A 19,834-nucleotide genomic window follows, 5' to 3' on the forward strand; every position below is an offset into this window, starting at 1 on the left:
GCAACCGTGTTGCGTTGAATGCAACTCTAGAGCCACCTGGAGTGTTGGGTCAATCACTTTCGGCAATTCATTCTTCACGGATAAATTAACGCAGCGTACAGAAAAATGTCTTGACTGTGGTCTGCGTCACGCCTAGTCTGATGCAACAGCGTTGCGTTGAATGCAACCCAAATCATTGGTGGACATATGAGTAACGAAACAACCTCAATGCCGGCGGGCCCGCCCTTGCCGGCGAACGGCCAGCCACTGCACGTCAACGGTGACGGGGTCAGCAAGGACACCCGCCGGCGGGTCATCATGGCAAGCTTCATCGGCAACTTCGTCGAGTGGTTCGATTACGCCGTCTACGGCTATCTGGCCGCGACAATTTCCGCGGTCTTCTTCCCCCAATCCAATCCTCAGACCGGGCTTCTGCTGACCTTCGCCCTGTTCGCCATTTCGTTCATGGTGAGGCCGCTGGGCGGCTTCGTCTGGGGCCGTATCGGCGACCGGGTCGGCCGGCGGAACGCACTCTCCGTGTCAATCCTGATCATGTCGGCGGCGACGTTCTGCATCGCACTGATCCCGGGCTATAACGCCATCGGCGTCTGGGCTCCGATCCTGCTCCTGATCGTCCGGGTGGCCCAGGGCTTCTCCGCCTCCGGTGAATACGCCGGCGCCTCTGCCTTCCTGGTGGAGTACGCGCCAGCCAACAAGCGCGGACTCTACGCCGCGGTCGTTCCCGCCAGCACCGCAGCAGGCCTGCTGCTCGGTTCACTGCTCGCTGGTCTGCTGACCGTTCTGCTCAGCTCCGAGGCCATGCAAAGCTGGGGCTGGCGCCTGCCGTTCCTCCTGGCCGCCCCGATGGGCCTGATCGGACGCTACATCCGGACCAGGCTCGAGGACACCCCCGTGTTCCGCGAACTGGAAGCCGAGGGCGAGGCCATCAAGGCTCCCATCTCCAGCCTGTTCCGGAACCACTGGCGGCAGCTGCTGCAGGCAGTCGGAGCCGTACTGCTCAACGCCGTCGGCTTCTACGTGATTCTCAGCTACATGCCGACCTATTTGTCCTCGGAGCTGGGCCTCGGCGCAACCGAATCCTATCTGGCGACCACCATCGCCCTGCTGACGTACATCGGGTTCATCTTCCTGACCGGAATGCTCTCCGACCGCTATGGGCGCAAAAAGGTCCTCATCGCCGCATCCATCACGTTCATCGTGCTGACGGTGCCCGCCTTCGCCCTGCTGGGAACCGGGAACTTCCTGGTGATCGTCCTCGTCCAGATCCTGCTGGGCGCCATGCTCACCCTCAATGACGGAACACTGCCCAGCTTCCTGGCGGAAATGTTCCCGACCCGCGTCCGCTACAGCGGCTTCGCGGTCAGCTTCAACCTCTCCAACGCTCTCTTCGGCGGCACCGCCCCGTTCATGGCCACCCTGCTGATCGCGGCCACGGCCAGCGATCTGGCTCCGGCCTGGTACCTGGTCGGCGCCGCAGTCATCTCCCTGGTCGCCGTCATCCTTTCCCGTGAAACCAGCAAAGAGCCGCTGCGCCACGAATAGTCCGGCCGGCACCAAAATCTTCATCTACAGAACCGCACCAAAGAAAGGCATCACCACAATGACCAGCACCGAAACCGAAGCCGTCAACGACGTCGCCAAGCTGGACCGCCTCAAAATCCTGAACAACGGCGAGAAAGTCAGCCTCACGTTTTCCGATGCCGAGTTTAAGCGGCGCCTGGCAGGGCTGCGCCGCATCATGGTCGAGAAGGACCTGGACGCTGTCGTCCTGACCAGCTACCACTCCATCAAGTACTACTCCGACTTCCTCTTCACCTACTTCGGCCGCTCCTACGCCATGGTGGTCACCAGGGACGACACCGTCACCGTGACGGCCAACATCGACGCCGGCATGCCATGGCGCCGCAGCTACGGCGCCAACCTCGTCTACACGGACTGGCGCCGGGACAACTACATCCACGCCATCCAGGAAGTGCTGCGGACCCGCGGCATCAACGCCCGCCGGATCGGCGTCGAGGACGACTCGCTGCCGCTGGAGAACCGCAACAAGATCCAGGCCGCCTTCGCCTCCGCGACCCTGGTGGACGTGGCCCAGGCGGCCATGCGCCAGCGGATGATCAAATCGGCCGAGGAAATCGAGGTCATCAAGCACGGAGCCCGAATCGGGGACCTCGGCGGTGAGGCCATCCGCAACGCCATCACCGCGGGCATCACCGAATACGAGGTGGCCCTGATCGGGACCGAGGCCATGGTCCACGAGATCGCCCGGACCTTCCCGGACTCCGAGATCCGCGACACCTGGGTCTGGTTCCAGTCCGGCATCAACACAGACGGCGCGCACAACTGGGCCACCACCCGCAAGATCCAGGAGCACGACATCCTGTCGCTGAACTGCTTCCCCATGACATCCGGCTACTACACCGCGCTGGAACGCACCCTGTTCTACGGCGAACCCGACGCCCGCTCCCTGAAACTGTGGAACATCAACGTCGAGGTCCACAGGCGCGGCCTGGAACTCATCAAGCCGGGCGCGGTCTGCAAGGACATCGCCGCCGAGCTCAACGAGATCTACGTGGGCCACGGCCTGCTGGCCAACCGCACCTTCGGCTACGGCCACTCCTTTGGCGTCCTGAGCCACTACTACGGCCGCGAAGCCGGACTGGAACTCCGCGAGGACATCGGCACCGTCCTGGAACCCGGGATGGTGGTCTCCATGGAGCCGATGATCACGGTCCTGGACGGCCAGCCCGGCGCAGGCGGCTACCGCGAGCACGACATCCTGGTGGTCGGTGAAGACGGGGCCGAGAACATCACCAAGTTCCCGTTCGGCCCGGAGTACAACATCGTGGGTGCCTGACCGTCCCATGACCTGCAAAGAAGCGGCGCCACGTCCAACGCGGCGCCGCTTTTCGGCCCTCATACGGAATGATGGTAAACACCATGACCCCAGCAGAATCTCCTGACACCAACGGAAACGGCGACACCAAGGGCACGTCCGTCATCGTCAACGCCATCGCCGTCCTGCGAACTTTCACCGCGGATGAACCGCTGCTCGGAGTCACCGAGATCGCCAACAGAGTCGGGCTGCACAAAAGCACCGTTTCGCGGATCCTTTCCACCTTCGAACAGGAGCACCTGGTGGAACGTGATCCGGAGACGCGGCGCTTCCGCCTGGGCCTGGGGCTGATCGCCGTCGCCGGACCGCTGCTGGCCGAACTGGAAGAACGCCGCGTTGCTTATCCTGTCCTGCGTGAACTCGCCGAACAGACCGGCGAAACAAGTGCACTGATGGTGTGGAACGGCACCGAATCGATGTGCGTGGAGCAGATCGCCAGCCACCATCAGATCAAACACACAACGCCGTTAGGTGCCCGCTACAACGATGCCATGAGCTCCTCCGTGCAGGTCTTCCTCGCGGCGGAACCCGCCGAACGGGTCGTGGCCCTGCTGCGCAGCGGCGCGATCACGTATCCGGGTCTGGATGACACCGGCGTCGAGGCCTACCTGATCCGGCTCAAAGATAACGCCCGACGGGGCTGGGCGATCAACTACGGCGAGTCCTCCATCGATGAAGTGGGCGTGGCCGCACCGGTATATGACCACCGCGGCGATATCGTTGCGGCCGTCCTCATCCCGGCCCCCCGATTCCGAGTCTCGCGGGACAGACTGCAAAGCCTGGGAGAATCGTGCGCAGCCGCGGCGCACCGAGTCACCGCGCGCCTGGGCGGACTGGCACCCGGGAGTTCTGAGATCCGGAACCAAAGCTAGGGTTGCCTCGCAACGGCCTACTGTCGCCGGAGTGCCTGCCAACCACGTTAAGGCTGAACAGCCTCGGGAAAACCAGCTGAAACCTGGCGCCGGAGCTCCAGTTAGCGCGGCGACAGATCCGGACAGATCAAGAATGCCGTAGCCGTTGCTGTCGACGGCTTTTCAATGGTTCGACATCCCTGGACCAACCACCTCACGGCTCGGTGACCGAGGAGGTGCTGTGGCCAAACAGCAGCCGCGGGATCGAGACGTTTGCCGGCGTCGGCTCTGGCATCGGGCAGCAGACGAGCGTAGCGTCGATTGAACCAACGAATACGGGGGTCGGCAGTCGGACCGGGGCCCGCGTTGCCGCACCGTGCCAACCCGTTGAAGGGACCGGACGTGGCGGGATGGAATGCCGATACAGCCGCAGGGCCGCTGGGGACCGGGGCGGTCACTTTGGTGGAGGGATCGTCCTTCTGTATCTCTTTGCCGAACGGGGACATCCGTCCAGGCCATCCGCATGGGGTTTTCGTTCAGGACACCCGCATCCTTTCCTGCTGGAGCCTGACTATCAACGGCCAGTCACTGGAGCCGCTGGCGGCGGAGACGAAGGAACCGTACCGGGCACTGTTTGTCGGCCGGGTTCCCCGCTCGGACGGCTATGCGGACAGCCCGCTGATTGTCGAGCGGCTGCGCGAAGTGGGAGCCGGCCTCGTGGAGCAGATCACGGTCCGGAATTATTCGCTGGATCCGGTCGAATGCGTGATCCGCCTCAGCGTCGAAGCGGATTTCGCCGATCTGTTCGAAGTGAAGGAGGCGCGGATCCAGCGGCACTGGGATGAAATCCGCCAGCCGGATGGTGATTCGCTCACCATCCGGGCCGCCTGGGAGGATGTCCGCAAGGGGGTCGTCATCGCGGCCGGTGGCGCCGACGTCGAGGCAGATTCTCTGACTTACCGGGCGGTGGTGGCGCCGCAGGCTCATTGGCAAACTGTGCTCACGGTGGTGCCGGCCGTTGAGGGGCCTGGTCCGGTGACACCGTTCATGCATCCGGATGCGGGTGGACTGTCGCCGCGCGATCGGCGCCGGCAGGAGTGGGTGGCCAGGATTCCGGTGCTGCGCATGGGCAACCACTCCATTGAGCGGACCCTGCAACGCAGCTACGACGACCTGGGCGCCCTAAGGATCGAGGATCCGGAACATCCGGAGCGCGTCGTTGTTGCCGCCGGGGCGCCGTGGTTTATGACCCTGTTCGGGCGGGACTCGCTGTGGGCGTCAGAAATGGCGCTGCCCGTGGACCCGTCCCTGGCCCTGGGCACCCTGCAGACGCTGGCGGACCGCCAGGGAAAAGTGGTGGACCCAATGAGCGAGGAGGAACCGGGCAAGATCCTGCACGAGGTCAGACTCGATGTCTCCAGCGGGTTGTCCCTGGGCGGCAAGTCCGCCTATTACGGCAGTGTCGACGCGACACCGCTGTTCGTGAGCGTGCTCGGGGCCGTCAGCCGCTGGGGCTTCGCCGCCGATACCATCGCCGCCCTGCTGCCCCATGCAGACCGTGCACTGGCCTGGATCCGGGACTACGGGGACAAAGACGGCGACGGGTTTGTTGAGTATGAGCGACTCAATGACCGCGGGCTGATCAACCAAGGCTGGAAGGATTCATGGGACGGCATCAACTTCGCGGACGGCACCCTGGCGGAACCGCCGATCGCTTTATGCGAGGTGCAGGCCTACGTCTACAGCGCGTACATGGCGCGCGCGTGGATGGCGTACGACGCCGGTGATGCGTCTCTGGCGGCCGAGCTCGCGGAACGCGCGGAACGGCTGAAGAAACAGTTCAACGAGCAGTTCTGGCTGCCCGAGCGCGGCTACTACGCCGTCGCACTGGATGCCAAGAAGCGTCCGGTCGACGCCTGCGCATCCAACATGGGGCACTGCCTGTGGTTCGGCCTCGTGGACACGGACAAGGCGCCGCTCGTAGCCGAACGCCTGATGTCCCCGGAAATGTTCAGCGGCTGGGGCGTGCGGACCCTGGCCAGCGACATGGGCGCCTACAACCCGGCGAGCTACCACAATGGGTCCGTCTGGCCACATGACAACGCGCTGATTGCGGCCGGCCTGATGCGCTACGGCTTCGTGGCGGAGGCGCAACGGATCGCCACAGCATTGCTGGAGGCGGCCGAGTACTCGAACGGACGGTTGCCGGAGCTATTCTGCGGTTTCAGCCGGGAACAGATCGCCCAGCCCGTGCCCTATCCGACGGCGTGTTCACCGCAGGCATGGGCGGCAACCGCCCCGATCCTGCTGGTAACGAGCTTGATGCAGTACGACGCGCATGTTTCCCAAGGCGGCTTGTGGATGGATCCGGTGCTGCCGGAGTCTTTCGGCCACCTGCACATCACCAACGCACCTATGGGCCGCGGCCGCATCACCATCGACGTCGCCGGTTCCACAGCCTCGGTCCAAGGCCTGCCCGAGGACATGACGTTTCATCGCGGGCACCGGCCATGGATGACCGACCTCGTGGAGCAAGCCAGGCCGCACCCGAAGCCAAGGCAGGATAGCTAGGCCCTCTGCCGGAACACTGGCTGTGCATACTTAGGCCTGCCGCTCCCCACATCCCGGCTTGGCCCTGCCGCTGCCCGTATGCTGTCCGCAGTCTTTCCTGAAGGGCCAAACCCGAGTGGAAGCCAACTTACAGACCTGAACGGCCCCAGAACCGTCAAACGAAGCTAACAGTCACAGGCAACTCGCTCCGTGTCGTACCATCGCGGCCAACTGTGACGATCGTCCGATAATCGTTCCCTTTGCGGCTAAGGAATTGCCGTGCAGACGACTTCGAAAAATGACATACTCCCCCGTCATTCCACCAAGCCGTCGTGTCTCGATAAGTCGTCTCCTAGCCCGGGAGTGTCTCAGGCGCATTTGTAGGGATTTATAGGGCAGACTGCCGTCATGGCACATCTTGGATACACCCGGATCAGCACCGTGGGCCAGGACCCCCTAGCCTGATCACCTTCTACTTTCGTATTAGTCCTTAACCCCGGTTGCGGCTGTGTCCAGGGCATCCTGAACATGGTCCAGGAGTTCGTTCCAGCTGGCGACGAACTTGTCCAGGCCCTCGGTTTCCAGCTGGGCGACGACGTCCTTGTAGGACACGCCGAGCTGTTTGAGGTCGTTCAGGACCGTGTTCGCCTCGTCGTAGCTGTCGGTGATTGTGTCGCCGGTGACCACGCCGTGATCGAAGGTGGCGTCCAGGGTCTTCTTCGGCATGGTGTTCACGACGCCGGGGGCGACGAGTTCGGTCACGTACATGGTGTCCGGGTAGGCCGGGTCTTTGACGCCGGTGGATGCCCAGAGCGGACGCTGCGGATGGGCGCCGGCGTGAGCCAGCTCGTTCCAGCGCTCGGAGGAGAACTGCTCTTCGTGCATCTGGTAGGCGAGGCGGGCATTCGCGAGGCCTGCCTTACCCTTGAGGGCCCTTGCCTCATCCGTTCCCAGAGCATCCAGGCGCTTGTCGATTTCGGTGTCCACGCGGGATACGAAGAAGGACGCGACCGAATGGATCCTGGACAGATTGTGGCCGTTGTCCTTGGCTTTCTCCAGGCCGTTCATGAACGCATTGATGACGGCGCGGTAGCGTTCCAGCGAGAAGATCAGGGTCACGTTGACGCTGATGCCTTCAGCCAGCGTCGCGGAGATGGCCTCGAGTCCCTCCACCGTGGCGGGGATCTTGACGTGGACGTTGTCCCGGTTGACCTTTGCGGCGAGCTTCTTGGCGTTTTTGATGGTGCCCGCGGTGTCTCTGGCAAGGTGCGGGTCAACCTCGATGGAGACCCGGCCATCAACGCCCTGGGTTGCTGCGGCGATGGGCGCGAACAGATCGCAGCCGTTGGTCACATCCTCGGTGGTTATTTCGAATACGGCCGTTGCGGCGTCGGCGCCGCGGCCGGCAAGTGCGGCCAGCTGCTCCTTGTAGGCCTCACCCTTAGCCTGAATCCACCGGTTGGGTTTGGGCCGGTCCGGCGTTTTAAACCGGAAATGCCCTTCTGATCAGGGAAAATAGGACTTGTCTAGAGTTCCGTTTTCGCCTTGCAGAGGAGCATTCCGTAGATGCAACTTTTCCATACCCAGTCGGCTATTTCCAGCGCTTTTGATGATCCGAATCTCGTGTCGGCCGCGGGGCTGGTCCCGGTCATGGGTCTGGCCGGGAAAACCGGGCTCGGGGAACTGGTCGATGAGCATCTGAAACTGCCGGACTATTTCGGTGCCAACGCGGGGTTGAAGATCACGGCCCTGGTCGCCGGGATGGTTGCCGGCGCCGATTCCATCGATGACATGGGACTGCTGCGCCACGGTGGGATGGGGAAACTGTTCAAGGGCACCTACGCGCCTTCGACGCTGGGATCGTTTCTGCGGACGTTCACTTTCGGCCATGTCCGCCAGCTCGACGCGGTCGCCTCCCGCTGGCTGCCCGCATTGGCCAGGGCCGCCCCGGTCACGGCCGGGATCGACGCTCTGGCACTGGTCGATATCGACGACACGGTCAAGGCGACCTACGGCTATCAGAAACAGGGCACCGGTTACGGGTACAACGGCGTCAAGGGCCTGAACGCGCTGATCGGGACCGTCACCACCAACGAGGCCGCACCGGTCATCACCGGGGCGCGGCTGCGCAAAGGCGCCACCAGTTCGGCGCGCGGGGCCGGCAAATTCGTGGCCGACACCCTCGCCAACGTGAATCGGCTGCGCCCGGCGGACGCGGACGGCATGGTGCTGCTGCGCGCGGACAGCGCGTTCTACAACCACGCGGTCGTCACCGCCGCGGCACGGGCCGGCGCGAAAGTCTCGATCACGGCCCGGATGGACCCGCACGTGAAGAAAGCCATCGCGAAGATCCCGGACTCCGCGTGGGAGAAGATCAAATACACCAATGCGATCTTCGACGAGGAATCCAACACCTGGATCTCCGATGCCGAGGTCGCCGAAATCGGGTTCACCGCGTTCATTTCCAAGAAAAAGGAAGACCGCGTTACCGGCAGGCTGGTGGTCCGCAGGGTTCCGGAACTGAACCCCAAGGCCGTCACGGGTCAGGAAACCCTGTTCGACACCCACCGGTTTCACGCGTTCTTCACCACCGTCGCCGCAGACGTCCTGGACACCGTCAAGGCGGATAAGACCCACCGCGCCCACGCGGTGATCGAGCAGGTCCATTCCGATCTGCGCGCCGGTCCGCTGGCCCACCTACCCTCAGGAAAGTTCAACGCCAACGCCGCCTGGCTCGCCGCCGCGGCCATGGCGTTCAACCTCACCCGCGCCGCGGGCACCCTCGCCGGAGGGCATTTCGCCAAAGCCACCACCGTGACGATCCGGACCAAAATCATCAACGTCGCCGCCCGGACCGCATCTTCGGCCCGGCGTATCAGACTGCATCTGCCCGAAAACTGGCCGTGGCAGGACGGTTGGGAAAAGCTCTTCGACACGATCTTCCCGCCGCCCAAACCGGCCTGAACCCTGTCAATCCAGCCGATACGGCGCAACCGAAAGAAACAGTGGAACACCACCGGACAGCGAGGTCCTGCCATCCACCCTGCCCCCGGCCCGAAAACAAGACTGAATCAGAATCCGGCCATCAGCGACAGCCGACCGGTGGATTCAGGCTTAGTGATGGCGGCTTCGAAGATGCTCGGGTTGGTGGTGACGCCGACGACGTTCTTTTCATCGATGAGCTTTTGCAGGCTGCCGGAGGTCAGCCGTTCCCGGGAGAGGTCGTCCAGCCAGATGGAGACCCCGGCCTGGGAAAGTCGGGAGGTGGGCGTTGAATTTGTCATGATGCTCTGTCCTTACTGTCGTTCCCGCTATGCGGTTGCTGCTGCGAGTGAGTCTTTGGCGGCGCCGACCACAGCGTCCGCGGTGATGCCGAATTCCTGGAACAGGCGTTTGTAGTCCGCGGAGGCGCCGAAGTGCTGCAAGGACACCGAGCGTCCGGCATCCCCGACACATTCCCGCCAGCCCTGGGCGATTCCGGCCTCGACCGAGACCCTGGCCTTGACCGCGGCGGGCAGGACCTGCTCGCGGTAGGCGGCGTCGTGGGCGTGGAACCGGGGGTCGGGGACCATTGGGCGGAAAAGTAGCGCTAAGGATCGTTGTGGCGGTAACAGTAGGCGGCGTTGTTCGTTGAGCGTGTGTATGGTGTCGCTTCCCGTGCAATGGGCCTCCTATTCAGGCGCCGAAGATGTTGCGGGCCAGGAAGTCATTGCGGAACTTGTGCTTCGGGTCCAGCCGCTCGGCCAGAGACTGGAAGTCCCCGAGCCTGGCGTATAGGGGTTCAAGGGCCGCGGCTTCGGCGTGGAACAGCTTTCCCCAGTGCGGGCGGGCAGCGAAGGGGGCCAGCTTGCCCTGAATCAGCGGTAGCAGCTTCTCCACAGCCTTTTGTTCCTGCTTCCAGGTCAAGTGCAGCCCGATCCCGGCCTGCTGGTAGTTGGGGCTGAGCCACAGGTCATCGGCGGCCATGGTTCGGATTTCAGCCACCTGCAGCAGCGGGGAGATCTGATCGGAGAGGGCGCGCATGCCCTCGATGGCCTCCACAGCATGTTGCCGGGGGACAATGTATTCGCTCTGCAGCTCCTCGCCGCTGCTAGGCGTGAACGCCATCCGGAAGTGCGCCAACCGGTCGGACCAGGGACCCGGAACCCCGAGTTGCTGGGTGCAGCTATCAGCAGAGACGCCGGGCAAGATGTGTCGGGCCTCGGTGGCTGGCGTTCCGCCGAAGAACTCCGACCGGCCTCTCAGAGGAACCTCGCCGTCGGCTATCCGGCTCTTCAACCAGGCCTGCCCGACGGTGTCGCCGCGCCAGTCCGTGAACAGGCTGACGCTGTAGGCGCTGGAGGTCACATCGTCGAAGTTTTCCAAAACCTGGGACCACGGCAGGTTTTCGAACACGTCCTGCCGCACGTCGAATGTTGGTTCAATGTCCAGTGTGACCCTGGTGACGATGCCCAGTGCACCGAGCCCGACCACCATCCCGGCAAAGTCCGGTGTGCTGCTGCGGGAGACTGTGAGAATTTCTCCGCTGGCAGTCACGATCTCCAGGGCGGATACCGCGGTGGCCAGGTTGCCGTTGCGGTCCCCGGAACCATGCGTGGCTGTGGCGATGGCGCCGGCGACGGAGATATGCGGAAGGGACGCCAAGTTGTGCAGGGCAAACCCCTGGCCCTGCAGTTCCGCCGCCAGGGTTCCGTACTTCATCCCGCCGTTCACGGTGACGGAGCTCGCTGCAGCGTCGACGGAGATGGCAGGGTTGAGGTTTTCCAGCGAGATTAGCGCCCCGGCGGAGTCGGCAATGTCGTTGAATGAGTGGCGTGAGCCCAGGGCGCGGATTTTCGCGGCCCCGGCCACCAGTTCCTGAACCTGTTCAACGGTGCCCGGGCGGTGGATAGTCTGAGCCCTGTAACTGTAATTGCCTGCCCAGTTACGTTCTTCACTCACGGTCCGCGTCCTTGCCTAGCTTGAAATGAAGGTATTTGGTGCAGAAATCTGCGCTTGCTTATTCACCGCCGCGAGCCGCTGACTGCTGACGGCCTCAGGGCTTCAGGGCAGAGCGGGGTCGTCTTCCGCGCGCGGCACGTCAACGGTTTTGAGGCTGATCTTGCCTTGCCGTTGGAGAAGCGAAGCGCGCACCGTTGCCGGCGGCGGCGCCGGTTGTTGCGTGAGAGTGCTCATGCGGGCAATCCTGTCCCGGGGAGGGTGGTGGCGGTGTTATTTGACGGCGCCGAGGGAGAGTCCCTGGACGAGTTTGTCCTGGGCCGCGAATCCCGCGATCAGCACGGGCAGGGAGATGGCGACGGATGCGGCACAGACTTTGGCGAGGAAGATGCCGATCTGTTGCACGTCACGCCGGCTTGGCCCTCACTGCTCTCGCCCATCGGCTGGGGCCAGCGGTCCCGGCCGTTTGTTACAGCCGACCCGATGCCCGTGCTGGCCCTGGTTGCCGCGGCAGCAATCCTGGGCGCGGGCGCGGTGCTGGTCCGCAACCGAAGGGATCTGGGCGCCAGCCTGCTGCCCCCGCGCGTGGGCAGGGCCCGGGCCGGGGTGGGCGGCATGTCGCTTCTGGGACTGGCCTTCCGTCTGCAGCGCTCAACGCTGACCGGTTGGTGCGTTGGGGCCGCGGCCATAGGTGCCGTAGCGGGAGGTCTGGGGCCGCTGGCCAGTGAGGCGGTGGCCGGCAACGCGTCGCTGCAGGAGCTGATCAGCCGGCTCGTGCCCGGCACGAGGGCGGTGGTGCTCGATCTGTTCATCACCGCCATGCTCGGTATCGCGGGCGTGCTCGCGGCGGCCGCGGGCATCCAGACGGTACTTCGGTTGCGCGCCGAGGAGGTGGAGGGCCGGGCCGAACTGCTCCTTGCCGCACCGAGGTCCCGGGCGCGGTGGCTGAACGCGACCCTGGTTGTGGCGGTTGCCTCCGTGCTGGCCGTGACGGCAACGGCCGGCGCTGCGGCCGCCATCGGCATCGGATTGTCCGGGGCAGGAAACGGACCGGCTGGATTGTTGGTGCCGGCGGCCCTGGCGCACGTCCCGGCCGCGGCAGTCTTCCTGGCCTTGACCGCGGTCGTGTTCGCCGCCACGCCACGCCTGTGCATTCCGCTGGGATGGGGATTCCTCGCCGCTGGCCTGATCCTGGGCGAGTTCGGCGATCTTCTTGGCCTGCCGGTGTGGCTGCAGGACCTGAGCCCGTTCCGCCACTCCTCCGCCATGCCCATAGAATCCTTCAACCCGGCCGGGGCTGTGGGCATGACCATCATCGCAGCCGCCGGGACCGGGTTGGCCGCTTATCTGATCCGGCAGCGGGACCTCACCGCCTAACACATGCGCTGCCGGCGCGACGCTTCGCCTCCCGTGCACCGGATGCAGGTGGGCCGGGAAGCCTGGCCGGCACCATTGTCCAGCTTGCTTCGGCCCTGCCGGCGGGCACACGCCGCCGTCGCACCCGAGAGGAGACTTACCAATGAAAGTCCTGATCATGACACTGGGGACGCGTGGTGACGTCCAACCGTTCATAGCGCTGGCACGGGGACTGCTCGCTGCGGGGCACGAAGTGGTGCTCGCGGCGCCGCACCGGTTCGCCGGGTTCGCCGCTGCGCATGGTGTGCCGTTCGCGGGCGTGGACGACGGCCCGATGCGGTTGATGGACGACCCGGCAGGTGCCGGTGCGCTGATCGAGGGCGGGATCCGGGTCCGGCTGCGGCAGGCACGGACTATGCCGGCGATGTTCACCCAAGTGCTGGCTGACTGCTGGGCCGTCGCTTCGTATGGCGCGGGCGCTGGTGCGGATGTCGTGGTGCACAACGGCCAGATCATCGCCGGGCAGCATGTGGCTGAGGCGCTTGGTGTGCCGGCGGTGCTGGCGGTGCCGATACCGATGTACGTGCCGACCCGGGAGTTTGCCTAGTTTGCCTGGCCAGGGGTGGGCTTGCCGACGTGGCTGCCTGCCGTGGTCAATCGGGCCACGTTCCTGGGGATGAAGGCCCCCGCTGCGATCTTCGGCCGGGTCGTCGACCGGTGGCGCGAGGACACCCTCGGTCTCCCGCGCCGCCGCGGGCGGCACGACCCCTTGCGCCGGCCGGACAACGGCCGGGCCCCGGTGCTGCACGCGTTCAGTCCCGCGGTGCTGCCCCGGCCGTCGGACTGGCCGGACGCGGTGCACACCACCGGTTACTGGATCCTCCCGTCCCCGGAAGAGCCGCTGCCGCCGCACGTCGCGGACTTCCTCGGTGCCGGCGACCCGCCGGTGTTCGTCGGGTTCGGCTCGATGTCCGGCCGTGACCCCGCGCGCAGCACCGCTCTGGTCCTGGAGGCCGCACGCCTGGCAGGGAAGCGCCTGGTGATCGGTGCAGGATGGGGCGGACTGAACAGCACGCGAGGTGATGGCGTTCTGTCCGTGGAGGAGGTGGACTACCGGCAGTTGTTCCCCCACATGGCTGCCGTGGTGCACCACGGCGGCGCTGGCACATGCGGTGCCGCATTCGCCTCCGGGCGCCCGCAAGTGGTGTGCCCGTTCGTCGCCGACCAGCCGTTCTGGGCCCGGCTGGCATTCCGCCGCGGTGTCGCTCCCGCGCCACAGCCGCAACGCCACCTCACGGCAGCCGGCCTCGCTGCCGCCATCACCGCCGCCACCACAGATACCGGCACGGCACGCGCCGCCGAACAGTTGGGCCTCCGGGTACGTGCCGAGGACGGCGTATCGGCAGCGGTGACTGCCCTGGAGCACATTGCCGCGGCACCCCAACGGGGTTGATCCGTCCCGTAACCGCCGGCCCGCCAACTGGCACCGGAAAAGAGGTTCCTTCCGTCCGGGAATGGGCCTCGTTTCGTCCCTGTCGGGAATGAATCAAGTGCGTTGGTCGGTCTCGTAGACATCCGGGATGCCGTCTTGGTCGGAGTCGACGGCACCCGCACCCGCGGGAACCCGAATTCAACGACGTCGCCGCCACCGGCATGAGCCTCGAGGTCTCCCGCGGTGTCCGGTAACGATCGATACCGGACGCCCTCTTACGGCTTTAGCGCCCAGTTTGCCGCGCCTTGGTCCCCGAACCCTGGTCGATCCGGCCGCCGTACGCCCATACGCCCCGGCACCCTGACTGCCGTATGTAATGGAGGCCGTTCGGGATATGTAAGGACTTTGATGTTGCGCGTCCCCGGCCGCGGGTCCTTAATGGGAGCCATGGGAACGGAGCCGGTCATGGCTGCTGCGACGGCCGCCCCCGTTGAGGCGGGCGGGGACTCACGGCTGGCCCGCAGCGGGATCTTCGTCGTCCGGGTCGGCGTGGCGTTGCTGTGGATTCAGAACGTCGCCTGGAAGGTGCCGCCGGACTTCGGCGAACGCGAGAACACCGGACTCTATCTTTTCACCCGCTTCGCCGTAGACCACCCGGTGTTTCCGCCTTTTACCTGGTTCATTGAACACACAGTTCTGCCGGCTTTCCCGTTGTTCGGGTGGATGACGCTGCTCATCGAAGCGGGTCTGGGTGCGTTCCTGCTGATCGGCCTTGCCACCCGGTTCTGGGCGGTCGTTGGAGTGATCCAGTCGCTGGCGATCACCATGTCCGTCCTCAACGCCCCGAATGAATGGCACTGGTCCTACTATCTGATGATCCTGGTCCACATAGCCATTTTTGCGACTGCGGCCGGGCGCTGTTACGGGGTCGACGGAGTCCTCCGGCCCCGCTGGGAGCAATCGACCCGACGCTTCGACAAGCTCCTCGCGAGGCTCTCGTGACCGGGCGCCACATCGATCTGCCCGTGCTCGCCCTGGGCGGCGCCGCCCTCCTGAGTTCCGTGTTTACCTTCTCCAGTGGCGGCCCGGCGCAGGTCGAATTCGTCCACATCCGGGGGACGGGACTCGTCCTGCTGCTCATCTGCGGAGTTGCCGCAGTGATCGCCGGAATCCTGCGCCTGCGCTGGCTCGCGATCGCGTCCGGTGCCGCTCTGCTGGCGGGCGCGCTGGTTCAACTGCTGCAGGCCGACCAGAGCATCAACTGGCTCGCCGGGGACGGTTCCACCGTCGCGCTGCTGGGTGGCCTGGGAATCGGTTTGCTGGCCGTGACGCTGACGCCGCGAACCTCATCTGCCGAACATCCCGGGTCTAGTGACCAGAAGAGGACCGCAAATGCTAAACCTGACTGAGCGGCTTGAACCGGTACTCGCCATTGCCGGCGCCAACGCCCACGACGTCGACGCCGCGGCCCGGTTCCCGGCCGAGGCCGTCGAGGCCCTGCGCCACTCCGGGTTACTCGGCCTGACCCTCCCGCCGGAATCCGGTGGCCTTGGGGGCGGACCGCACGAGCTGGTTGAGGTCCTGAGTGCCCTCGCCGGCGCCTGTGGTTCAACAGCAATGATCTACCTCATGCATATCAGCGCCGCGATGCCCGTGGCGGCCGCACCGCCGCCGGGTTCACCGGGCCTGGTGGCCGACATGGCGAGCGGCCGGGTCCTCGGATCGCTGGCATTTTCCGAAGCCGGGTCCCGGTCCCATTTCTGGGCCCCCGTCTCGCGGGCACGCCGGAACAGTGCCGGCATCGTCCTCGACGCGCGTAAGAGCTGGGTGACCTCGGCAGGATACGCCGATGTGTACATCGCCTCGACCCGGACGCCCGGCGCGGACACCGTGGACTTGTTCGCGGTCCCCGCCGATTGTCCCGGCGTCGAGGTGGCCGGCGCGTGGCGGGGCATGGGGCTGCGGGGCAATGCCTCGACGCCGATGCGTTTCGCGGCCGAAGTGCCCGAGGACACGCGGCTGGGCGGGGAAGGCGGCGGGATGGACCTGATGCTGCAGACTGTGCTGCCGTGGTTCAACCTTGGCAACGCATCCGTGTCGGTGGGGCTGGCACGCGCCGCCGTCGAAGCCGCAATCCGGCACACCAGCGCCGCCCGCTTCGAACACCTCGACGAAAGCTTGTCGTCGCTGCCGACGGTCCGGGCGCGGCTGGCAAAAATGTCGATTGAATTGGCCGTCACAACGGCCTACCTGCATCAGGCCGCCGGCCGGATGGCCGAGCCACAGGACGACACCATGCTGCACGTGCTGGGCGTCAAGGCCGCGGCCAACGACGCGGCCCTCGGTATCACGGACGCCGCGATGCGGGTCTGCGGGGGTGCGGCGTTCTCCGAGCATCTACAGATTGACCGTTACTTTCGCGATGCCCGGGCCGGACACGTGATGGCCCCGACGGCCGATGTGCTGTACGACTTCTACGGGAGGGCAATCACGGGCCAGCCGCTCTTCGACGCTCCCTCCGCAGCGAAGGAGCGGGCGTGAGCGCTCCGCTGATCGTGGGTTCGGTCGCCTACACCCCCACCGTCGTCACCATCTGGGAAGGAATCCGGGACTATTTCGCCGGGACACCGGCCGAGATGGACTTCATGCTGTTTTCCAATTACGGGCGCCAGGTGGACGCCTTGCTGGCGGGCACCATTGACATCGCCTGGAACACCAACCTGGCGTGGGTGCGTACTGTCGCGCAGACCCAAGGCCGGTGCCGTGCGCTGGCCATGCGGGACACGGATGCCGTCTTCCGGACCGTTTTCGTCACCCGTGCAGGTTCCGGGCTGTCAGGGCTGGCGGACCTGCGAGGACGCCGGCTGGCGCTGGGCTCACGGGACTCCGCCCAGGCCGCGATCCTGCCGGTCCACTTCCTTGCCCAGGCCGGGCTCGGCGACGGATCGGTGGACCTGCTGCGCCTGGACAGCGATGTCGGAAAGCACGGCGACACCGGCCGCAGCGAGCTCGATGCCCTGCGCGCGGTCCTCGATGACAGCGCCGACGCCGCCGCGATCGGCATCAACACCTGGGAGTCGATCGGGCGCGACGAGTTGATGCCCGGCGCCTTCGAAGCATTGTGGCTGTCGCCCGTTTACAGCCACTGCAACTTCACGGCGTTGCCCGCGCTCTCGGAGGAACGTGCCACGGCATGGGCCGAGCACCTGTTCGCGATGGACTGGGACATCCCCTCACACCGCACGATCCTGGAACTGGAAGGCCTCCGCCGCTGGGTGGCCCCCCGGCTGGAAGGATACGAGATCTTGTTCGACGCCGTCCAGGAGCAAAGGATCGGGTCCCGATGGTAGATCCCGCCGTCATACTGGAAATCCTGGAACGGATCGCCGCCGTGCCCGCCGGCTCCACCGTCACCGTACCCCTTGGCCCCGGCGGCCACGACGAGGCAACGCACACTCTGTCTGCCTGGTGCGCACGGACCGGCAACGAACTCGTTGGCATCCGCGACGGTGCGGTCACCGTCCGGCGCGGTCGCGCCCCCGACCCGCTCGCGGGAGTGGAGGACGGGCGGCTGCCCGGGACCCGGCTGTGGATGTACACGAACTTCGATTGCAACCTGGCCTGCGACTATTGTTGCGCCAGATCCTCACCACAGACCGCCCGGCGCGCCCTCGGAATCGACCGCATCCGCCGGCTGGCGGCGGAGGCCGTTGAATCGGGCGTGAGCGAACTCATCCTGACCGGCGGTGAGCCATTCCTGCTGCCGGACCTTGACGAACTCGTCGCCGTCTGCACCGCGGCGCTGCCGACCACCTTGCTGACGAACGGGATGCTCTTCCGCGGGCACCGGCTCGAACGGCTGCGCCGGATGGACCGCACCAGGCTGACGCTGCAAATCAGCCTTGACTCAACTACTCCGGAGGTTCATGACAGCCACCGCGGCAAAGGATCGTGGGAGCGCGCCGTCGCCGGGATCCGGATCGCCCAGGACGAGGGCTTCCGCGTCAGGGTGGCAGCGACGCTGCCCGCCGCCCAAACCCACGAACTCGAGCCGTTCCACAAGTACCTCGACTCACTCGGTATCGACCCCGTCGACCAGGTCATCCGGGCACTGGCCCACCGCGGCAACGCCGACACCGGCATCGAACTAACGGTTGAATCCCTGGTCCCGGAAGTCACGGTCACCGCCGAGGGCGTCTATTGGCACCCGATCGGAGCCGACGATACAGACCAGTTGGTAACTGCGGAGATCTTTCCCCTGGCCACGGCCATCGACGAGGTGCGCCGGCGGTTCGCAGACCAACGGGCCCGCGCCGACGCCGCCAGCCAATGGTTCCCCTGCGCCTGAACCCACCAGCCATGCGCCGGGCCACCCGGCGCCCCCCTCCCCGGGCCGGGGATGCCGCGGGCACCGCGCCCCCGCCGCGCCCTTCAGGGACCGGGGTTAAAACATGACCGAAAAAGGGGCGGGCATCGACGTTGTCCTGCCCTGCCTGAATGAGGCGGCCGCGCTGCCGCGTGTTTTGGCCGGGTTGCCTGCCACCTTCCGCCCCATCGTGGTGGATAACGGGTCCACCGACGGCTCCGCCGCCATTGCCCGCGCACTCGGGGCCACCGTGGTGTTCGAGCCGCGGACGGGCTTCGGGTGGGCAGCCCACGCCGGGTTGCTCGCCGCAACGTCGGATTATGTGGCATTCTGCGATTGCGACGGGTCGATGGGCGGGGAGGACCTGCTCCGCGTTGCCGCACCCGTGCTGGCGGGACGGACGGACCTGATGCTGGGACGACGACGGCCCGCCGGGGGCTCCTGGCCCTTTCACGCCCGGCTGGCGAACGCCGTCCTGGCCCGCCGGCTCCGCCGGCGCCTGGATATCAGCATTCATGACCTCGGCCCCATGCGCGTGGCCTCGCGCCAACGCCTGCTGGCCTTGGATCTGCAGGACCGGCGCAGCGGGTACCCACTGGAAATGGTCCTCAAGGCCGCGCGCGCCGGGTGGAGGATTGAGGAAATCCCGGTTGCTTACCGGCCACGCACCGGACGGTCCAAGGTCACCGGCACCGTGCGGGGCACCATCACGGCCGTGATCGACATGTCACGCCAGCTGCGGAGCAGGTAATGCACCCGGCCTCCCCGCTCACCCTCGTCGTCATGGCCAAGGAATGCATACCCGGACAGGTCAAGACACGGCTGACACCGCCCCTGAGCCATGCCCTGGCCGCGGACGTAGCCGCCGCGAGCCTGGATGACACACTGGCCACCGTCGCGGCCCTGCCCGTGGCACGCCGGGTCCTTGCCTACACCACCGACCGACGCCCGGCCCTGGCTGCAGGCTTTGAACTGCTTCGGCAACCCGACGGCGACCTCGACCAGCGCCTCGCCGCCGTCTTCGACGCCGCCCGCGGATACGGATGGGGCACCACGGTCCTGATCGGCATGGACACCCCCCAGCTTCGCCCCGATCACCTCGCGGCCTGCCTCAAACCGGCACCCGGCGTCGACAGCTGGATCGGCCTGGCCGGTGACGGCGGCTTCTGGGCACTGGCACTGCGCAACCCCGACGGGGACCTGACCCGCGGCGTGCCCATGTCCGCGCCGACCACCGGAGCCCGGCAGCTCGAACGCCTGCTCCAGGCCGGTCACAGGGTCCGTCTGCTCCCCCAACTGACCGACGTGGACACCATCGGCACCGCGGCTCAAGTCTCAGCACAAATCCCCCACAGCCGATTCACCCGGGCCCTGCAGGCAGCACTGGCACAACGCCCGGCCGGAAGACCCTGAGACCCCACTGAACTTCGGCATTGCGGGCTGCT

General features: G+C 65.9%; 17 protein-coding genes and 4 pseudogenes. 15 read left to right on the top strand and 6 right to left on the bottom strand.

The window, feature by feature from the left end:
- Nucleotides 1-207: 207 nt before the first annotated feature.
- The 4 genes from ACQCSY_RS23835 (at nucleotide 208) to ACQCSY_RS23850 (ending at nucleotide 6,318) form a co-directional block, all read left to right on the top strand.
- On the top strand, nucleotides 208-1,542 hold the full coding sequence (locus tag ACQCSY_RS23835; RefSeq protein WP_427136614.1) for an MFS transporter: 1,335 nt from the start codon (nucleotides 208-210) through the stop codon (nucleotides 1,540-1,542).
- 58 nt (nucleotides 1,543-1,600) lie between these two features.
- A complete protein-coding gene (locus ACQCSY_RS23840; RefSeq protein WP_427136314.1) occupies nucleotides 1,601-2,857 on the top strand; it encodes an aminopeptidase P family protein in 1,257 nt (418 codons plus the stop codon).
- Nucleotides 2,858-2,940: 83 nt separating this feature from the next.
- Nucleotides 2,941-3,768 carry an IclR family transcriptional regulator gene (locus ACQCSY_RS23845; RefSeq protein WP_427136316.1) on the top strand — a complete coding sequence of 276 codons (828 nt, stop codon included), beginning with the start codon at nucleotides 2,941-2,943 and terminating at the stop codon, nucleotides 3,766-3,768.
- A 381-nt stretch (nucleotides 3,769-4,149) separates the two neighbouring features.
- Complete coding sequence (locus ACQCSY_RS23850; protein ID WP_427136318.1) at nucleotides 4,150-6,318, top strand: glycogen debranching N-terminal domain-containing protein; 2,169 nt, start codon at nucleotides 4,150-4,152, stop codon at nucleotides 6,316-6,318.
- Nucleotides 6,319-6,780: 462 nt separating this feature from the next.
- On the opposite strand, the pseudogene tal reads toward ACQCSY_RS23850, so the two are convergent.
- Nucleotides 6,781-7,737: pseudogene (gene tal / locus ACQCSY_RS23855) on the bottom strand (transaldolase); the annotation flags it as partial.
- A gap of 126 nt (nucleotides 7,738-7,863) precedes the next feature.
- Between tal and ACQCSY_RS23860 the strand changes: the two are divergent.
- Nucleotides 7,864-9,261 (top strand): IS1380 family transposase, encoded by a 1,398-nt coding sequence (locus ACQCSY_RS23860; RefSeq protein WP_427136320.1) that lies wholly within the window; start codon nucleotides 7,864-7,866, stop codon nucleotides 9,259-9,261.
- Nucleotides 9,262-9,413: 152 nt separating this feature from the next.
- Here ACQCSY_RS23860 and ACQCSY_RS23865 read toward each other — a convergent pair.
- The 5 genes and pseudogenes from ACQCSY_RS23865 to ACQCSY_RS23885 all read right to left on the bottom strand — a co-directional run.
- Nucleotides 9,414-9,581, bottom strand: a pseudogene (locus tag ACQCSY_RS23865) (transaldolase family protein); the annotation flags it as partial.
- Between the two features lie 27 nt (nucleotides 9,582-9,608).
- A pseudogene (locus tag ACQCSY_RS23870) lies at nucleotides 9,609-9,851 on the bottom strand (transketolase-like TK C-terminal-containing protein); the annotation flags it as partial.
- Nucleotides 9,852-9,972: 121 nt separating this feature from the next.
- Nucleotides 9,973-11,238 (bottom strand): FAD-binding protein, encoded by a 1,266-nt coding sequence (locus ACQCSY_RS23875; RefSeq protein ID WP_427136322.1) that lies wholly within the window; start codon nucleotides 11,236-11,238, stop codon nucleotides 9,973-9,975.
- A gap of 102 nt (nucleotides 11,239-11,340) precedes the next feature.
- Complete coding sequence (locus ACQCSY_RS23880; RefSeq protein WP_427136324.1) at nucleotides 11,341-11,472, bottom strand: hypothetical protein; 132 nt, start codon at nucleotides 11,470-11,472, stop codon at nucleotides 11,341-11,343.
- Between the two features lie 36 nt (nucleotides 11,473-11,508).
- Nucleotides 11,509-11,628: pseudogene (locus ACQCSY_RS23885) on the bottom strand (carbohydrate ABC transporter permease); the annotation flags it as partial.
- 90 nt (nucleotides 11,629-11,718) lie between these two features.
- Here ACQCSY_RS23885 and ACQCSY_RS23890 point away from each other — a divergent pair.
- The 10 genes from ACQCSY_RS23890 to ACQCSY_RS23935 all read left to right on the top strand — a co-directional run bounded on the left by ACQCSY_RS23890 (nucleotide 11,719) and on the right by ACQCSY_RS23935 (nucleotide 19,802).
- On the top strand, nucleotides 11,719-12,612 hold the full coding sequence (locus tag ACQCSY_RS23890) for an ABC transporter permease subunit (RefSeq protein WP_427136326.1): 894 nt from the start codon (nucleotides 11,719-11,721) through the stop codon (nucleotides 12,610-12,612).
- A 142-nt stretch (nucleotides 12,613-12,754) separates the two neighbouring features.
- Nucleotides 12,755-13,198 (top strand): glycosyltransferase, encoded by a 444-nt coding sequence (locus ACQCSY_RS23895; RefSeq protein ID WP_427136328.1) that lies wholly within the window; start codon nucleotides 12,755-12,757, stop codon nucleotides 13,196-13,198.
- Nucleotides 13,199-13,267: 69 nt separating this feature from the next.
- Nucleotides 13,268-14,044 (top strand): glycosyltransferase, encoded by a 777-nt coding sequence (locus ACQCSY_RS23900; RefSeq protein WP_427136330.1) that lies wholly within the window; start codon nucleotides 13,268-13,270, stop codon nucleotides 14,042-14,044.
- A gap of 444 nt (nucleotides 14,045-14,488) precedes the next feature.
- Nucleotides 14,489-15,025: a DoxX family protein gene (locus tag ACQCSY_RS23905; RefSeq protein WP_427136332.1), complete on the top strand. Its 537-nt coding sequence runs from the start codon at nucleotides 14,489-14,491 to the stop codon at nucleotides 15,023-15,025.
- Nucleotides 15,022-15,432, top strand: coding sequence for an Rv1678 family membrane protein (locus ACQCSY_RS23910; protein ID WP_427136334.1), 411 nt, complete (start codon nucleotides 15,022-15,024; stop codon nucleotides 15,430-15,432). Before ACQCSY_RS23905 ends, ACQCSY_RS23910 begins: the two co-directional genes overlap by 4 nt.
- Entirely contained in the window at nucleotides 15,416-16,564 is a 1,149-nt protein-coding gene (fadE16, locus tag ACQCSY_RS23915; RefSeq protein WP_427136336.1) for an Rv1679 family acyl-CoA dehydrogenase, read from the top strand. The genes ACQCSY_RS23910 and fadE16 overlap by 17 nt, the downstream gene beginning before the upstream one ends.
- Entirely contained in the window at nucleotides 16,561-17,373 is an 813-nt protein-coding gene (locus ACQCSY_RS23920) for an Rv1680 family SBP-like protein (RefSeq protein ID WP_427136338.1), read from the top strand. Before fadE16 ends, ACQCSY_RS23920 begins: the two co-directional genes overlap by 4 nt.
- The gene (locus ACQCSY_RS23925) at nucleotides 17,367-18,371 is read left to right on the top strand and encodes an Rv1681 family radical SAM protein (RefSeq protein WP_427136340.1); all 1,005 of its coding nucleotides are present in this window, start codon (nucleotides 17,367-17,369) and stop codon (nucleotides 18,369-18,371) included. Before ACQCSY_RS23920 ends, ACQCSY_RS23925 begins: the two co-directional genes overlap by 7 nt.
- A 103-nt stretch (nucleotides 18,372-18,474) precedes the next feature.
- The gene (locus tag ACQCSY_RS23930; protein ID WP_427136341.1) at nucleotides 18,475-19,140 is read left to right on the top strand and encodes a glycosyltransferase family 2 protein; all 666 of its coding nucleotides are present in this window, start codon (nucleotides 18,475-18,477) and stop codon (nucleotides 19,138-19,140) included.
- Nucleotides 19,140-19,802: a TIGR04282 family arsenosugar biosynthesis glycosyltransferase gene (locus tag ACQCSY_RS23935; protein ID WP_427136343.1), complete on the top strand. Its 663-nt coding sequence runs from the start codon at nucleotides 19,140-19,142 to the stop codon at nucleotides 19,800-19,802. Before ACQCSY_RS23930 ends, ACQCSY_RS23935 begins: the two co-directional genes overlap by 1 nt.
- Nucleotides 19,803-19,834 lie beyond the last annotated feature (32 nt).

Source organism: Pseudarthrobacter sp. S9, assembly GCF_050156545.1.
Classification (GTDB): Bacteria; Actinomycetota; Actinomycetes; order Actinomycetales; family Micrococcaceae; genus Arthrobacter.

Bases quoted from the DNA above. Each gene is read 5' to 3' on its own strand.
- ACQCSY_RS23835 (WP_427136614.1), top strand. From the start codon at position 208: ATGCCGGCGGGCCCGCCCTTGCCGGCGAACGGCCAGCCACTGCACGTC.
- ACQCSY_RS23840 (WP_427136314.1), top strand. From the start codon at position 1,601: ATGACCAGCACCGAAACCGAAGCCGTCAACGACGTCGCCAAGCTGGAC.
- ACQCSY_RS23845 (WP_427136316.1), top strand. From the start codon at position 2,941: ATGACCCCAGCAGAATCTCCTGACACCAACGGAAACGGCGACACCAAG.
- ACQCSY_RS23860 (WP_427136320.1), top strand. From the start codon at position 7,864: ATGCAACTTTTCCATACCCAGTCGGCTATTTCCAGCGCTTTTGATGAT.
- ACQCSY_RS23880 (WP_427136324.1), bottom strand. From the start codon at position 11,472: ATGAGCACTCTCACGCAACAACCGGCGCCGCCGCCGGCAACGGTGCGC.
- ACQCSY_RS23890 (WP_427136326.1), top strand. From the start codon at position 11,719: ATGCCCGTGCTGGCCCTGGTTGCCGCGGCAGCAATCCTGGGCGCGGGC.
- ACQCSY_RS23895 (WP_427136328.1), top strand. From the start codon at position 12,755: ATGAAAGTCCTGATCATGACACTGGGGACGCGTGGTGACGTCCAACCG.
- ACQCSY_RS23900 (WP_427136330.1), top strand. From the start codon at position 13,268: ATGAAGGCCCCCGCTGCGATCTTCGGCCGGGTCGTCGACCGGTGGCGC.
- ACQCSY_RS23905 (WP_427136332.1), top strand. From the start codon at position 14,489: ATGGCTGCTGCGACGGCCGCCCCCGTTGAGGCGGGCGGGGACTCACGG.
- fadE16 (WP_427136336.1), top strand. From the start codon at position 15,416: ATGCTAAACCTGACTGAGCGGCTTGAACCGGTACTCGCCATTGCCGGC.
- ACQCSY_RS23925 (WP_427136340.1), top strand. From the start codon at position 17,367: ATGGTAGATCCCGCCGTCATACTGGAAATCCTGGAACGGATCGCCGCC.
- ACQCSY_RS23930 (WP_427136341.1), top strand. From the start codon at position 18,475: ATGACCGAAAAAGGGGCGGGCATCGACGTTGTCCTGCCCTGCCTGAAT.
- ACQCSY_RS23935 (WP_427136343.1), top strand. From the start codon at position 19,140: ATGCACCCGGCCTCCCCGCTCACCCTCGTCGTCATGGCCAAGGAATGC.